The following is a 14,896-nucleotide window of genomic DNA, read 5'->3' on the forward strand; positions in this document are numbered from 1 at the left end:
ACGAACTCCCGGTCAGACGCGGCCGGGGCGCTCGTCCCCGGCGGGCAGCGGGGTGAGCGTGCGGACCGCGAGCGGCTCGGCGAGCAGCCCGTCGAGTGCCTGGCCGAGGGCCACCAGCGCCGGGCCCTTGCCGTGGGTCCGCAGCGCGTCGGTGGACGCCCACTTCTCGATCATCACGAACGTCGAGGGCGAGCGCGGGTCGCGGTGCAGGGCGTACAGCTCGCAGCCGGGTTCGGCGTGCACGGCGGGGACCGCGGTCCGGAACGCCTGTTCCACCTGGTCTTCCTTGCCTTCGACGGCGACGGCGGTGGCCACCACGACGATGGGGTCGTTCGAGCTCATGGGACTCCTCACGCGAGACGAGAACTCGATCATGCCTCACCGGCCGCGTCACTCGATCGGGTGGTACCGCGGCACCGCTCGTCCCGATCCGGCATCCGGCCCTTCTCACACGTCGGGCAAAGGCACCAGAGGCGCCGCCACGCCTCCCGCCGCTGCCTACGGGTCGCCGGTCCGATCGCGACAGCCCCCCGAGCGATCGGACCGGCCCCTTCACCACCCGGCTAGGGTCGGAGACCATGCGCATCCTGATCTCCGCGGACATGGAGGGCGCCACCGGCGTCACCTGGACCGACGACGTCGTGCCGGGAACGCCGCAGTGGCAGCGCTTCCGGCACCTGTTCACCGGGGACGTCAACGCCACGATCGCCGGCCTGCACACCGGCGGCGCGAACGATGTGCTGGTCAACGAGGCGCATTCGTCACAGCGGAACCTGCTGCTGGAGGAGCTCGACGCCCGGGTGCGGATGCTCACCGGCCGGCACAAGCCGCTGTCGATGATGCAGGGTATCGACTCCGGTGTGGACGGTGTCGTGTTCGTCGGCTACCACGCCGGCGCCGGGGCGGACGGGGTGCTGGCCCACACGTACCTGGAGAACCAGATCACCGGCGTCTGGCTCGACGGTGTCCCCGCGAGCGAAGGCCGGCTCAACGCCGCGCTCGCCGCGGAGTACGGCGTGCCGGTGCTCATGGTCACCGGCGACGACAAGACCTGCGAGGACGCCCGCGACTACGCGCCGGACGCGATCGGTGTGGCGGTGAAGGAATGCGTGAGCCGGTACGCCGCGATCTGCACACCGCCGGAGCGGACGATGACGTCACTGCGGCTAGCGGCGGAGCGCGCGATGGAACGCGCGGGGCGGTACGAGCCCCGGCGCGCCCCCCATCGGATCGACGTCGAGTTCGACGCCACCCATCTCGCGCAGGCCGCCGCCGTGGTCCCGACGGTGGAACAGACGGCGGTGCGTAGGGTCGGTTTCGACGCACCGGACATGACCGGGGCGATGAAGGCGTTCAAGGTGGTCACCGCGATCGCCGCGGGCGCGGTACAGGGGATCTATGGCTGACGTAGTGGAGCTGTGCTCCCGGCTGGTGCGGTTCGACACCACCAACCGCGGGCTCGGGGACGCCGAGGGCGAGCGCGAGGCGGCGGAGTTCGTCGCGGGTGTGCTCTCCGGCGCCGGGATCGAGCCGAAGATCCTGGAGTCCGCGCCGCGGCGGGCGAACGTGCTCGCCCGCGTGCCCGGTACCGACCCGACGCTGCCGCCGCTGCTGGTGCAGGGACACCTCGACGTGGTGCCGGCCGACCCCGCCGACTGGTCGGTCCCGCCGTTCTCCGGCGAGGTCCGCGACGGCTACCTGTGGGGCCGCGGCTCGGTGGACATGAAGGACTTCTGCGCGATGGTGCTCTCGCTCGTCGCCGACGGGCTGCGGCCGCGCCGCGATCTCGTGCTGGCGTTCGTCGCCGACGAGGAGGACCGCGGCGAGTGGGGCGCGCACTGGCTGGTCGCCGAGCACCGCGAGTTCTTCGACGGCTGCGCCGCGGCGATCAGCGAGTCCGGCGGCTACACGTATCACGTGCCGGCCGCGGACGGGCGGACCGTGCACCTCTACCCCATCGGGACGGCCGAGCGCGGGACGGCGCACCTGCGGCTGACCGCCCGCGGCCGCGCGGGGCACGGTTCGCGGCGCAACGACGAGAACGCCGTGGTCCGGCTCGTCGGCGCGCTGCACCGCATCGCCGCGCACCGCTGGCCGGTCCGGCTCACCCCGGCCGTCGAGGCTTTCCTTGTCCGCACCGGGGAAGCGCTCGGTATCGAGGTCGATCTGTCCGATGTGGACGGTACGCTGGCGCGGCTCGGCCCGGCCGCGTCGCTGGCCGAGAACACGGTCCGCGCAAGCAGCACGCCGACCATGATCGACGCGGGTTACAAGGTCAACGTGATCCCGAGCGTCGCGCGGGCGCAGGTGGACGTCCGGACCCTGCCCGGCACCGAGGAAGACGTCCTGGCGACGATCGACACGCTGCTCGGGCCCGGCGTCGAGCGCGAGTTCGTCTCGCACATGCCGCCGGTGCAGGCGCCGGCCGACTCGCCGTGGTTCACCGCGATGGCCGGCGCGATCCGCGCCGAGGACCCGGAAGCCGTCGTGGTGCCGTACTGCATGGGCGGCGGCACCGACGCGAAGGCGTTCAGCCCGCTCGGCATCGACTGCTACGGGTTCGCACCGCTGTGGCTGCCCGCGGGTTTCCCTTACCGCGCCATGGCACACGGCGTCGACGAGCGGGTGCCGGTCGAGGGGCTCGAGTTCGGCAAGCGCGTGCTGGGACATCTTCTTTCCACCTGCTGACGGATCATGTTGCCTGCTCACTTTACAAACTGTATGGTGAGTTCATGCGGGGCGCGCGCGAGGAACAGAAACGGCTGACTCGCAACCGGATCCTCGACGCGGCGGTGACGGTGTTCCGCGAGAAGTCGTTCGTGGACGCCACGATGGACGACATCGCGCACACGTCGGGCGTCAGCAGGGTGACGATCTACGCCCACTTCAGCGGCAAGACCGAGATCATCCGGGCACTGTCGGGCCGCGTGTACGAGGTCTCCACCGCGATCTACGCCGACCTGGCCGCCCGAGAGGTCTGGACCACCGCCGCGATCCGGGAGTGGCTGGACGTCGCGGAGGCGCACTGGCAGCGGCTGGCGCCGATGATCCTGGTGCTCAGCGCGGCCGCCGACGTCGTGGTCGACGGCGGCACCCGTGATCGCTACGTCGCCGCCCGCGAGCACTACGTGGCCCTGCTCACCGAAGATCGCGGTCGCTGGCGTGACACTCCGCGCGCGGAGGCCCGGCAGCGGGCCCTGATGGCCGTGCTGCAGCTGGACTCCTTCCTCGGGGTCTACCTCGCGGTCGGCTGGAAGTTCGAGACCGCCGATCCGCTCGACCTGCTCGCGGACACCCTCTGCCACATCCTCGGCCCCGCGCTGACCCGCTGAGTCCTTTTCGGAGCGTCCACTTTGGAGGTTGCGTGACCACCACCGAACCGAAGGCCTTCCCGTTCACCGAGCTCGTGCGACTCGACGTCGACCCGTTGCTCGCACAACTACGCCGGGAAGAACCGTTGTGCCGCGTGCAAATGGCGTACGGCGAGCCGGCGTGGCTGGCCACCCGGTACGAGGACGTCAAGATCGTGCTCGGCGATCCCCGGTTCAGCCGCGCCGCGGCGACCGGCCGCGACGAACCCCGCATGCGGACCCACCGCCCGCAGGACGGCGGCATCCTGTCGCTCGACCCGCCCGACCACAGCCGGTTGCGCAGGCTGGTGTCGAAGGCGTTCACGATGCGGCGGATCGAAGCGCTGCGGCCGCGGGCGCAGCAGATCGCCGACGGACTCGTCGACGCGATGCTGGCCAAGGGCGCGCCCGCGGATCTCGTCGAGGACTTCGCGCTGCCGCTGCCGATCACCGTCATCTGCGAGCTGCTGGGGGTCCCCGTCGAGGACCGGACCGAGTTCCGGGTCTGGTCGGACGCCTTCCTGTCCACCTCGAAGTTCACCTTCGACGAGGTGGTCGAGAACGTGGGCAAGCTGCGGGCGTACATGACCGGCCTGATCGCCGAGCGCCGCGAGACCCCGCGGGACGACCTGCTCGGCGCGCTCGTGGTGGCGCGCGACGAGGAGGACCGGTTGTCCGAGGAGGAAATGCTGTCGCTGGCGGAGGGCCTGCTCGTCGCCGGGCACGAGACGACGGCCTCCCAGATCCCGAACTTCGTCTACGTGCTGCTCACCAACCCCGGCCAGCTCGCCATGCTGCGCGCCGACCTGGATCTGGCGCCGCGGGCGGTCGAGGAGCTGATGCGCTTCGTCCCGCTCGGCGCGGGCGGCGGCGTCGCCCGGTATGCCGTCGAAGACGTCGAGCTCAGTGGCGTGACCGTCCGGGCGGGCGAGCCCGTGGTGGTCAACCTGGCGTCGGCCAACCGCGACGAGTTGGTCTACACCTCTCCGGATGAGCTGGACCTGCTGCGCAAGGAGGCCTCGCACGTCGGTTTCGGGCACGGGCCGCACCACTGCCTCGGCGCCCCGCTCGCCCGGATGGAGCTGCAGGTCGCGCTGCGCACCCTGCTGGAACGGTTGCCCGGCCTGCGTTTCGCGGGGAGCGAAGGGGACGTCCGGTGGAAGTCCGGGGTGGCCACCCGCGGGCCCGAGCACCTGCCGCTGACATGGGATCCGTTCGGCTGAACGTGTTGTCCTGTTTCGGCCAGAATTCACCGGAATCCTTGACGTGCCAGGGGCCCGCGAGTTGAGCTTCCGCTCATGGTCCGAACCAGAGTCGTGTCGGTACTGGTGTCCGCCGTCGCCCTCGTGGCCGGGTTCGCGCCCGCGGCGACGGCGGCCCCGCCCGCGCTGAGCTTCTCGTCGTCCTTCGAGCCGGGCGATCCCCAGCCCGCGGTCGACACCGTCGAAAAGTCCTCCGGTGTCAACGGCGCCAACGGATCCGCCGTCCCCGGCGACATCCGCGGTAAGGTCACCGACGTCACCGCGAGCGACGAGAACACCGACGGCGGCGAGATCGCGGTCAACCTCCTCGACGCCAGCCCCGACACGAAATGGCTCGCCTGGGAGCCGACCGGCTGGGTGCGGTTCCAGCTGTCCGAGCCGGTCGCGATCACGCACTACGCGCTGACCTCGGCCAACGACGCGCCCGAGCGTGACCCGAAGGACTGGACACTGGAGGGCTCGGCCGACGGCCAGGTCTGGACCACGATCGACCAGCAGACCGGCCAGTCGTTCGGAAAGCGCTTTCAGACCACCACCTACCAGCTTCCATCGGCGGTGACGTACCAGTACTACCGGCTGAACGTCACGGCGAACGCGGGCGGCCCGATCCTGCAGCTCGCGGAACTGTTGCTGGCGAACGACGAACCGGCCCCGCCGCCTCTGCCGTACATGCGCAGCTACCCCGACAGCGGACCCGTGGGCGGCTACAGCAGCAAACCCCACGCCGGCTTCACCGGCCTGCACGCGTTCCGCTACTCGGGCACGCAGACGAGCGACGGCCACGGCTACTCCTACAACCGGATGTTCGACGTGCGGATCCCCGTGCGGCCGGACACCGAGCTGTCGTACGAGATCTTCCCCCAGTTCACCGGCTCCGACCTGCGGTACCCGAGCACGAACGTGGCGCTCGACCTGATGTTCACCGACGGCTCGCGGCTGAGTGATCTCGGTGCGACCGACCAGTACGGCTTCACCCTCTCGCCGCAGGGCCAGGGCGCCGGGAAAGCCTTGTACACCAACCAATGGAACCTGATCCGCGCCCAGCTCGGCAAGGTCGCGCGGGGCAAGACCATCTCCCGGATCCTCGTCGGCTACGACAGCACGGCCGGCCAGGCGAGCTTCGGCGGCTGGGTCGACGACGTGCGGCTCGCGCCGAACACCCAGCAGCCGGCCGCGCACCTGTCGGACAACGTCCTTACCACGCGCGGAAGTAACGCGAACGGAAACTTCTCGCGCGGAAACAACTTCCCCGCGACCGCCGTGCCGCACGGGTTCAACTTCTGGACCCCGGAGACCGACGCGGGTTCGGACAGCTGGCTGTACCGGTACCAGGAGAGCAACAATGCGCAGAACCTGCCGACACTGGAGGCGTTCGGGCTGAGCCACGAGCCGAGCCCGTGGATGGGTGACCGGCAGACGTTCCAGATCATGCCCTCGACCGCGGCGGGCGTGCCCGACGGCAACCGCACCGCCCGCGCCCTGCCGTTCAAGCACGACAACGAAACCGCGCGCCCCTACTACTACGGTGTGCGGTTCGAGAACGGGATGACCGGCGAGATCGCGCCGACCGATCACGCCGCGATGTTGCGGTTCACCTTCCCCGACGGCAACGCGAACCTGATCTTCGACAACGTCCGGAACGAGGGCGGGCTCACCCTCGACCCGGCGACGAACTCCCTCTCGGGCTACTCCGACGTGAAGAGCGGCCTGTCCGCGGGCGCCGGGCGGCTCTACGTGTACGCCAGCTTCGACCAGCCGGTGAGCACCGGCGGGATGCTGCCCGGCGACGGCCGCGACAACGTGCGCGGGTACCTGAAGTTCGGCGGCACGACCGTGACGATGCGGATCGCGACCTCGCTGATCAGCGTCGACCAGGCGAAGAAGAACCTCGGCCTGGAGATCGCGCCGCGGGCGTCGTTCGAGTCGGTGCGCGACGCGGCGCAGGCGGCCTGGGACAAGCAGCTCGGCGTGATCGAGGTACGGGGCGCGAGCCAGGACCAGCTGACGACGCTGTACTCGAACCTCTACCGCCTGTTCCTCTACCCCAACTCGGGCTTCGAGAACGTCGGCACCGCGCGGCAGCCGAAATACGCCTACGCGAGCCCGTTCACCCAGCAGGTCGTCGACGGCAAGCTGTATGTGAACAACGGGTTCTGGGACACCTACCGCACCACCTGGCCCGCCTACGACCTGCTGTCCCCGGACATGGCGGGCACCATGATCGACGGGTTCGTGCAGCAGTACCGCGACGGCGGGTGGATCGCCCGCTGGTCGTCCCCGGGTTACGCGAACCTGATGACCGGCACCAGCTCCGACGTCGCGTTTGCCGACGCCTATCTCAAGGGCATCAGGAACTTCGACATCCAGAGCGCGTACGACGCGGCGATCAAGAACGCGACCGTGACACCGCCGAACGACAGCGTCGGCCGCAAGGGCCTCGACAGCTCGATCTTCCTCGGCTACACCCCGGCCACCACGGGTGAGGGCATGTCGTGGGGAATCGAGGGCTACGTCAACGACTTCGGCATCGCGAACCTGTCGAAGAAACTCGCCGACGAGGCGAAGCCGGGCGACCCGCGCAAGCAGGAGTACCTCGACAACTACACGTACTTCCTGAACCGGGCGCAGAACTACGTGCACATGTTCGACCCGAGCGTCGGGTTCTTCCAGGGCCGCAACCCCGACGGCAGCTTCCGGACCCCGGCCGGGCAGTACGACCCGCGCAGCTGGGGCGGCGACTACACCGAGACCGATGGCTGGGGCATGGCGTTCACCGTGCCGCAGGACGGCCAGGGCCTCGCCGATCTCTACGGCGGCAAGCAGGGGCTGGCGAACAAGCTCGACCAGTTCTTCGCCACGCAGGAGACCGCGACGTTCCCCGGTGCTTACGGCGGCACGATCCACGAGATGCGCGAGGCGCGGGACGTGCGGATGGGCCAGTACGGGCATTCGAACCAGCCCTCGCACCACATCCTCTACATGTACGACTACGCGGGCCAGCCGTCGAAGACGCAGGCGAAGGTCCGGGAAGCGCTTTCCCGGCTGTATGTGGGGAGCGAGATCGGCCAGGGCTACCCGGGCGACGACGACAACGGCGAGATGTCCGCCTGGTACATCTTCAGCGCGCTGGGCTTCTACCCGCTGCAAATGGGCAGCCCCGATTATGCTGTCGGCTCGCCGCTGTTCCAGCAGGCGACGATCCATCTGCCGGGGCGGGACCTGGTGATCAACGCGCCGAAGAACTCCGCGAAGAACGTCTACGTGCAGGGGCTGCGGGTGAACGGGCGGCCGTGGACCTCGACCTCGCTGCCGCACGACCTGCTGGCCCGCGGCGGGACGCTCGACTTCGACATGGGCCCGAACCCGTCGCGCTGGGGCACCGGCCCGTTCGACGCGCCGGACTCCATCACGAAGGGCGACCAGGCCCCGGTGCCGCTCGCCGACGTCACCGGTCCCGGCAAGGGCACCGGTTCGCCCGCCGCGCTGTTCGACAACACGTCGAAGACGGAGGCGCAGGCGTCCACGGTGCAATACCAGCTCTCGGCCCCCGGCGACCCGGTTTCGTCCTACACGCTGACCTCGGGCGCCGGGCCCGGCGGGGATCCGGCGGCCTGGACGCTGAGCGGCTCGACCGACGGGCAGCACTGGTCGACCCTGGACAGCAGGCAGAACCAGACGTTCACCTGGCGCGACCAGACCCGCCCGTTCCACGTCGCCCATCCCGGCGCCTACACCTACTACCGGCTGCAGTTCACCGGGCCGGTGACGCTCTCGGAGGTGGAACTCCTCGGCAAGCCGCGCTGAGGACAGCCGCCCGCACCCACCCGGCGGCTCAGCCACCGGATGAGGGCACGTTGACCTGCCCGGACGTGTCGTCTGCCTTGCCGAGCAGCCGCGGCGGTTACGGTGGGCAGGTGACTGCCGACCGGTTCCACTCGTCCTTCGAAGAAGGGGACCCCGTCCCGCTGGCCGGTGCGGTCGGCACCGGGCCTTCGCGGTCGCCGACAGCGAAGGCCGGCGCCGGCTTCACCGGGCTGCGGGCCCTGCGGTACGAGCGACCGCGCCGGGCCCGGCTGTTCGACGTGGACGTTCCGGCCGGTGAGCACACCGAACTGTCCTATGTGGTCTTTCCGGAGGACGGCCTGTCGATCGCGGTGGACGCCGAACTCGACGACGGCAGCGGCCTGCCGGGCACGCTCGACCCCAAGACGTTGTACCCGAACCAGTGGAATCTCGTGCGGCGGCCGGTCCCGTCGGGCCGGACCGTGCGGGCGATCGTCCTCGACGGGCCGGACGCGACGGGCTGGCTCGACGACGTCCGCATCGCCGACCGGCCCCCGCGGCGGCAGGATCCTGTCGACCGGGTGCGCACCACGCGCGGCACCCATTCCAGCGGAGAGTTCTCGCGTGGCAACACTTTTCCGGCAACGGCCGTGCCGCACGGGTTCAACTTCTGGACCCCGGTGACCGACGCGTCCTCGACCACCTGGCTGTACGAGTACCACCGCCGCAACGACGACGCGAACCGGACGCGGCTGGCCGGGTTCGCGCTGAGCCACCAGCCCAGCCCGTGGATGGGCGACCGGCACACCTTCCTCATCGTGCCCGAGGGCGACCTCGCGTTCGGGCACGAGCACGAGACCGATCGCCCGTATCACTACGGCGTGCGGTTCGACGGCGGACTCGCGGTGGACCTGGCGCCGGCGGATCACGCGGCGTTGTTCCGGTTCGCCTTTCCTGACAAGGCCGTCGTGCGGTTCTCGTGCAAGAAGGGCGGTGTCCGGGTCGACGCGAAAACCGGCGAGGTCACGGGATACACGTCGGTGCGCAGCGGGCTTTCCGCCGGGGCACGGCGGATGTTCGTGTACGGCACCTTCGACCGCCCGGGCCGGCGGGACGGCAAGGGGCTCGCGTTCGACACGTCAACCGTCTCGTTGCGCATCGCGACCTCGTTGATCAGCCTGAAGCAGGCGAAACTGAACCTCGACGCGGAAATCCCCGCCGGCACGACCTTCGAGCAGGTGCGGGACAACGCCCGGCAAGCGTGGCAGGACCTGCTGGGCCGGATCGAGCTCGACGGCGCGACCGAGGACCAGCTGACCACCTTCTATTCCTGTCTGTATCGCCTTTTCCTCTACCCGAACTCCGCGCATGAGGAGACGCCGTCCGGGCGCAGGCACGCGAGCCCGGTGGTGCGCCGCCGGTGGCCGAGCACCCGGAAGCGCACCGGCGCGAAGGTCGTCGACGGGCCGATGTCGGTCAACAACGGGTTCTGGGATACGTATCGCACGACGTGGCCCGCCTACGCCCTGCTCACGCCGGGCCGGTGCGGCGAGCTGATCGAGGGATTCGTGCAGCAGTACCGCGAAGGCGGGTGGATCGCGCGGTGGTCCTCCCCCGGCTACGCGGATCTGATGACCGGCACCAGCTCGGACGTCGCCTTCGCCGACGCCTACCTGAAAGGGGTGCGCGGGTTCGATGTGCACGCCGCACACGAGGCGGCGCTGAAGAACGCGACCGTCGCTGCGCCGAACCGTGCGGTCGGCCGCAAGGGCCTGACCGAGTCGATCTTCCTCGGCTACACGCCGCTGACGACACCCGAAGGCCTTTCGTGGGCGCTGGAGGCGTGCGTCAACGACTTCGGGCTGGCGAACCTGGCGCAGGCATTGGGAAAACCCGGTGAGGCGAAGTACTTCCGCCAGCGCGCCCTGCACTACGTCCACCATTTCGACGAGCGCATCAGCTTCTTCCAGGGCCGCCACCGCGACGGCCGCTGGCGCTGGGCGCCCGACAAGTACGATCCGGCGCGCTGGGGCTCCGACTACACCGAGACCGACGGCTGGAACATGGCGTTTTCCGTGCCACACGACGGAAACGGCCTCGCGAACCTGTTCGGCGGACGCGCCGCACTCGAGTCCAAACTGGACACTTTCTTCGCCACGCCCGAGACCGGGCTCAACACCGGGTCCTACCGTGGCGTCATCCACGAGATGACCGAGGCGCGGGACGTCCGGCTCGGCCAGTACGGGCATTCGAACCAGCCCTCGCACCACATCCCGTGGATGTACGCCTTCGCGGGCGCGCCCGCGAAGGCACAGGCCGTGGTCCGCGAGGTGCTCACCCGGTGCTACCTCGGCAGCGAGATCGGGCAGGGCTACCCCGGTGACGAGGACAACGGCGAGATGTCCGCGTGGTACGTCTTCGCGTCGCTCGGCCTGTATCCCCTTTCGGTCGGCAGCCCCGTATATGTGCTGGGCGCGCCGCTCTTCCCGCGCGCGGAGATCGCGCTGGAGAACGGGAAGCGGCTGGTGATCACGGCCACCGGAAGTGGGCCGTACGTCCAGGACCTGCGCGTGAACGGCACGCCGCACGAGGAGTCCTGGATCTCCCACGACGTGCTGACCGCGGGCGCGACGCTGGAGTTCACGCTCGGCGAGCAGCCGTCCGGCTGGGGCACTCCCCCGCCCTCGCTCACCGAAGGCGAACACCCGCCGCGCCCGCTGACCGACCTCGCCGGGCACGCCCGCCCGGACCTCGCCGCGCTGTTCGATGACACCAGCCGGACCCAGATCACCTTCGACAGCGCGACCCCCGCCATCGAGTACACAGTGGACGGTCCGCCGCGGCCGGTGGAGATCTACACGCTGACCTCCGGCACCGGTGGCGCACCCACGTCGTGGATCCTCGAAGGGTCCGATGACGGGCAGCGCTGGTCCGAGCTGGACCGCCGCACGGACGAGACTTTCCCGTGGCCGCGTCAGACCAGACCGTTCGCGCTCGCCCGGCCCGCGGCGCACGCGCGCTACCGGCTGCGCTTCACCGCGTCGACCAAGCGAAAACTGTCGCTGGCGCAATGGGAACTGCTGGCCGGTGAGGGCTGATGGACACGCTGCGGACGACGTTCGAGCGGCTGCGCGACCGCCTCGTCGCGGCCGATCCCGGGCTGCTCCGGTTGCGGCTGGCGTTGCTCGCCGTCGGCGGCATCGTGCTCGCGATCGTCGTGCTCGGCCTGCTCGGCCGCCCCATCCCGACAATCCTGGTCGCCGCGATCGCGGCCATGCAGTCGGCGTTCACCGTCAACGACCGGACCGAGCGCGCGCAGGCGATCACCCTGGTGCTGGCGTTCTGCGCGGGCGCGGCGACGCTCACCGTCGCCTCGCTCGGTATCACCCGCCCGCCACTGGACAGCGTGCTGTTCATCCTGCTGATCTTCGTGGCGGTGTACGCGCAGCGGTTCGCGCCACGCGGCCCGGCGCTCGGCGCGCTCGGGTTCTTCATGTTCTTCTTCGCGATGTTCCTGCAGATCCACTTCGACCAGCTGCCGCCGTACCTGGAGGCGCTCGCGATCGGGATCGCCGCCGGCGCCGTCATGCGCTTCGTGGTGCTGCGCCGCAACCCGAGACGCGAGCTGGTGCGCATCCGCGGCGCGTTCCGGGCCAGGCTCGGCCGGCACGCGGCCGCCGCGGCCGCGTATCTCGCCAGCGGGGGCAGTGAACGGCGGCGCAACCAGCTGGCGCGCGCGGACTCCCGGTTGCACGAAGCGGTGCTGATGATCGACGACGCCATCGACGACGTGCTCGACCCGCCCGCGTCGGACCTGTTGCGGCGGCGCGCGATCGAGGTCGAGCTGGCCGCGCAGTGGCTGTCGCACATTGCCCGGCGGACCAACACCGAACAGCTGCCGGACGGGGTCCGTGACGAGCTGGTCGGCAACCTGCTGCGGTTCGAGTCGCTGATCGAGCACGACCCGCGTGAGCTGCCGGTGATCAGCGACACCGACCAGTTCAGCAGGATGCTCGTCAGCGGCAGCCGGCTCGGCGAGAAGGCCGCGCCCGGCGACGAGCTGCGGCGCGCGATCGCCGAGCTGGCGCTGGCCGACGTCAACGCGCAGCGGATCGCCGAGCACGACTACTCCGCCGAGGCCGAACAACCCGACGAGCCCGAACCGGCGAAGAAACCGTTGCTGGCGTTCGACAATCAGACGCGCGCCGCGCTGCAGGCCGTCATCGGCGGGGCGCTGGCGGTGCTCGGCGGCGAACTCGTCTCACACCAGCGCTGGTACTGGGCCGTGCTGACGGTGTTCGTCGTGTTCCTCAACACCTCGACCACCGGCGCCACCTTCGTGAAGGGCTTCCGGCGAGTCGCCGGCACGATCGCCGGGATCTTCGGCGGCCTGCTGCTCGCGCTGCTGGTCACCGGCGACCTCACGCTCACCGTCGTGCTGATCCTGGTGTGCGTGTTCTGCGTCGTCTACACCGCGCGCGTGTCGCAGCTGGTGATGTCGTTCTTCATCACCTGCATGCTCGGCCTGCTCTACAGCATGCTCGGCACGTTCACCGTCGACGTGCTGTGGCTGCGGGTCGCCGAGACCGCGGTCGGCGCCACCGCGGGCATCCTCGCCGCGATCGCGGTGCTGCCGGTGCGCACCCGCACGGTGCTGCGCGGCGACCTGGACACGGTGCTGACGAAGCTGCACGAGTTCCTCGACCAGGCCGAGGTGCTGCTGTCCGGGCACGAGAACGTCAACATCATCGAGCTGTCCCGGGAGCTGGACCGCGCGATCGAACAGGTCCGGACCACCGCCGAACCGCTGACCCACCCGATCAGCCTGTCCAGCCGCCGCAGCTACGGCTCGTACGTGCTGACCACCCTCGACCGGATGGCGTTCCGGGTCCGGCACATCGCCGCGCGCGCCGAGCCCGGCCTGCTCGCCGGCGACGAGCGGCTCACCGAACTGGTCGACCGGATCACGCACAACGTCGAGGTGCTCGGCGAGTCACTCGACGGTGGCACGCAGCAAAAACTGGACCGCGACACTGAGACACCTGTCACGGCCGGCTCCGACGGCAGCCAGGTCCGGTCCGTGCTGCGCAGCTTCGGGCGCCTTGACGAGGGCGTTATCGCGCTCGGGCGGGTTTTCGAGGTCCCGGCCGCGGAATCGGTCAAGCCGGGTGTGGGGCGACGCACCGCATCGCCGCAGGCAGCGGCCGATAGAGTCACGAACACAAGCGAAGCGAACGTCCGCAGGAGTACGCCATGACTCAAGCCCCCGTCAACGTCACCGTCACCGGCGCCGCCGGCCAGATCGGCTACGCGCTGCTGTTCCGCATCGCGTCCGGTCAGCTGCTCGGCCCGGACACCCCGGTGCGGCTGCGGTTGCTGGAGATCCCGCAGGCGGTCAAGGCGGCCGAGGGCACCGCGATGGAACTGGAGGACGGGGCGTTCCCGCTGCTGGCCGGCACCGATATCTTCGACGACCCGAAGCAGGCCTTCTCGGGCACGAACGTCGCGCTGCTGGTGGGTGCGCGGCCGCGGTCGAAGGGCATGGAGCGCGGCGATCTGCTGGAGGCCAACGGCGGGATCTTCAAGCCGCAGGGCGAGGCGATCGCGGCCGGTGCCGCCGACGACATCAAGGTGCTGGTGGTCGGGAACCCGGCCAACACCAACGCGCTCATCGCGCAGGCCAACGCGGGCGACGTGCCCGCCGAGCGGTTCACCGCGATGACCCGCCTCGACCACAACCGCGCGACCGCGCAGCTGGCGAAGAAGCTCGGGGTGGCGGTGTCCGAGATCAAGAAGCTGACCATCTGGGGCAACCACTCGGCGACCCAGTACCCGGACCTGTTCCACGCCGAGGTGTCCGGCAAGAACGCCGCCGAGGCGGTCGGCGACCAGGCGTGGCTGGAGTCGGAGTTCATCCCGACCGTGGCCAAGCGCGGTGCGGCGATCATCGAGGCCCGGGGCGCGTCCTCGGCCGCGTCCGCCGCGTCGGCCGCGATCGACCACGTGTACACCTGGGTGAACGGAACCGCCGAGGGCGACTGGACCTCGATGGCGGTGCCGTCGGACGGTTCGTACGGCGTGCCGGAGGGCCTGATCTCGTCGTTCCCGGTGACCACCCGGAACGGTAAGTGGGAGATCGTGCAGGGCCTGGAGATCGACGCCTTCTCGCGAGGCAAGATCGACGCCTCGGTGGCGGAACTGTCCGAGGAGCGCGACGCGGTCCAGCAGCTCGGCCTGATCTGAGTGCAGAACTCGCGGTCCTGAGTGTCGGACTCGCCCTTCACCCGGCGGGTCCGGCACTCCCGACCCCGAGTCCGACGTTCGGGGCGGCCCCCCCCCCCGCCCCCCCCGCCCCCCCCCACACTCCCGACCCCGAGTCCGACGTTCGTGGCGCCGAGTCCGACGTTCGTGGCGCCGAGTCCGACGTTCGTGGCGCCGAGTCCGACGTTCGTGGTGGACGGTGTCGGCTCACAGGCCCGGCTCGTGGCGGGGCCGGACCTC

At 70.2% G+C, this 14,896-nt stretch carries 9 protein-coding genes; 8 read left to right on the forward strand and 1 reads right to left on the reverse strand.

Annotated elements, in window-relative coordinates; all coding sequences use genetic code 11:
- Positions 1-12 precede the first annotated feature (12 nt).
- Positions 13-342 (reverse strand): putative quinol monooxygenase, encoded by a 330-nt coding sequence (locus tag LOZ83_RS21735; RefSeq protein WP_236792910.1) that lies wholly within the window; start codon positions 340-342, stop codon positions 13-15.
- Between the two features lie 236 nt (positions 343-578).
- Between LOZ83_RS21735 and LOZ83_RS21740 the strand changes: the two genes are divergently transcribed.
- From LOZ83_RS21740 to LOZ83_RS21775, 8 genes are all read left to right on the forward strand, one after another.
- Positions 579-1,406: a M55 family metallopeptidase gene (locus LOZ83_RS21740; RefSeq protein WP_236792912.1), complete on the forward strand. Its 828-nt coding sequence runs from the start codon at positions 579-581 to the stop codon at positions 1,404-1,406.
- Positions 1,399-2,688: a M20/M25/M40 family metallo-hydrolase gene (locus LOZ83_RS21745; RefSeq protein WP_236792914.1), complete on the forward strand. Its 1,290-nt coding sequence runs from the start codon at positions 1,399-1,401 to the stop codon at positions 2,686-2,688. Before LOZ83_RS21740 ends, LOZ83_RS21745 begins: the two co-directional genes overlap by 8 nt.
- A 44-nt stretch (positions 2,689-2,732) precedes the next feature.
- Positions 2,733-3,332: a TetR/AcrR family transcriptional regulator gene (locus LOZ83_RS21750; RefSeq protein ID WP_236792916.1), complete on the forward strand. Its 600-nt coding sequence runs from the start codon at positions 2,733-2,735 to the stop codon at positions 3,330-3,332.
- A 32-nt stretch (positions 3,333-3,364) separates the two neighbouring features.
- The gene (locus tag LOZ83_RS21755; RefSeq protein WP_236792918.1) at positions 3,365-4,573 is read left to right on the forward strand and encodes a cytochrome P450; all 1,209 of its coding nucleotides are present in this window, start codon (positions 3,365-3,367) and stop codon (positions 4,571-4,573) included.
- Positions 4,574-4,648: 75 nt separating this feature from the next.
- Complete coding sequence (locus tag LOZ83_RS21760; protein ID WP_236792920.1) at positions 4,649-8,416, forward strand: GH92 family glycosyl hydrolase; 3,768 nt, start codon at positions 4,649-4,651, stop codon at positions 8,414-8,416.
- Between the two features lie 110 nt (positions 8,417-8,526).
- Positions 8,527-11,493, forward strand: coding sequence for a GH92 family glycosyl hydrolase (locus LOZ83_RS21765; RefSeq protein ID WP_236792921.1), 2,967 nt, complete (start codon positions 8,527-8,529; stop codon positions 11,491-11,493).
- Positions 11,493-13,652, forward strand: coding sequence for an FUSC family protein (locus LOZ83_RS21770; RefSeq protein WP_236792922.1), 2,160 nt, complete (start codon positions 11,493-11,495; stop codon positions 13,650-13,652). Before LOZ83_RS21765 ends, LOZ83_RS21770 begins: the two co-directional genes overlap by 1 nt.
- Entirely contained in the window at positions 13,649-14,638 is a 990-nt protein-coding gene (locus LOZ83_RS21775; RefSeq protein ID WP_236792923.1) for a malate dehydrogenase, read from the forward strand. Before LOZ83_RS21770 ends, LOZ83_RS21775 begins: the two co-directional genes overlap by 4 nt.
- Positions 14,639-14,896: the final 258 nt, after the last annotated feature.

Origin of the sequence: Amycolatopsis sp. GM8 (genome assembly GCF_021653975.1) — a bacterium.
In the GTDB taxonomy this organism is placed as follows: Bacteria; Actinomycetota; Actinomycetes; order Mycobacteriales; family Pseudonocardiaceae; genus Amycolatopsis_E.

Bases quoted from the DNA above. Each gene is read 5' to 3' on its own strand.
- LOZ83_RS21760 (WP_236792920.1), top strand. From the start codon at position 4,649: ATGGTCCGAACCAGAGTCGTGTCGGTACTGGTGTCCGCCGTCGCCCTC.
- LOZ83_RS21750 (WP_236792916.1), top strand. From the start codon at position 2,733: ATGCGGGGCGCGCGCGAGGAACAGAAACGGCTGACTCGCAACCGGATC.
- LOZ83_RS21745 (WP_236792914.1), top strand. From the start codon at position 1,399: ATGGCTGACGTAGTGGAGCTGTGCTCCCGGCTGGTGCGGTTCGACACC.
- LOZ83_RS21740 (WP_236792912.1), top strand. From the start codon at position 579: ATGCGCATCCTGATCTCCGCGGACATGGAGGGCGCCACCGGCGTCACC.
- LOZ83_RS21770 (WP_236792922.1), top strand. From the start codon at position 11,493: ATGGACACGCTGCGGACGACGTTCGAGCGGCTGCGCGACCGCCTCGTC.
- LOZ83_RS21775 (WP_236792923.1), top strand. From the start codon at position 13,649: ATGACTCAAGCCCCCGTCAACGTCACCGTCACCGGCGCCGCCGGCCAG.
- LOZ83_RS21735 (WP_236792910.1), bottom strand. From the start codon at position 342: ATGAGCTCGAACGACCCCATCGTCGTGGTGGCCACCGCCGTCGCCGTC.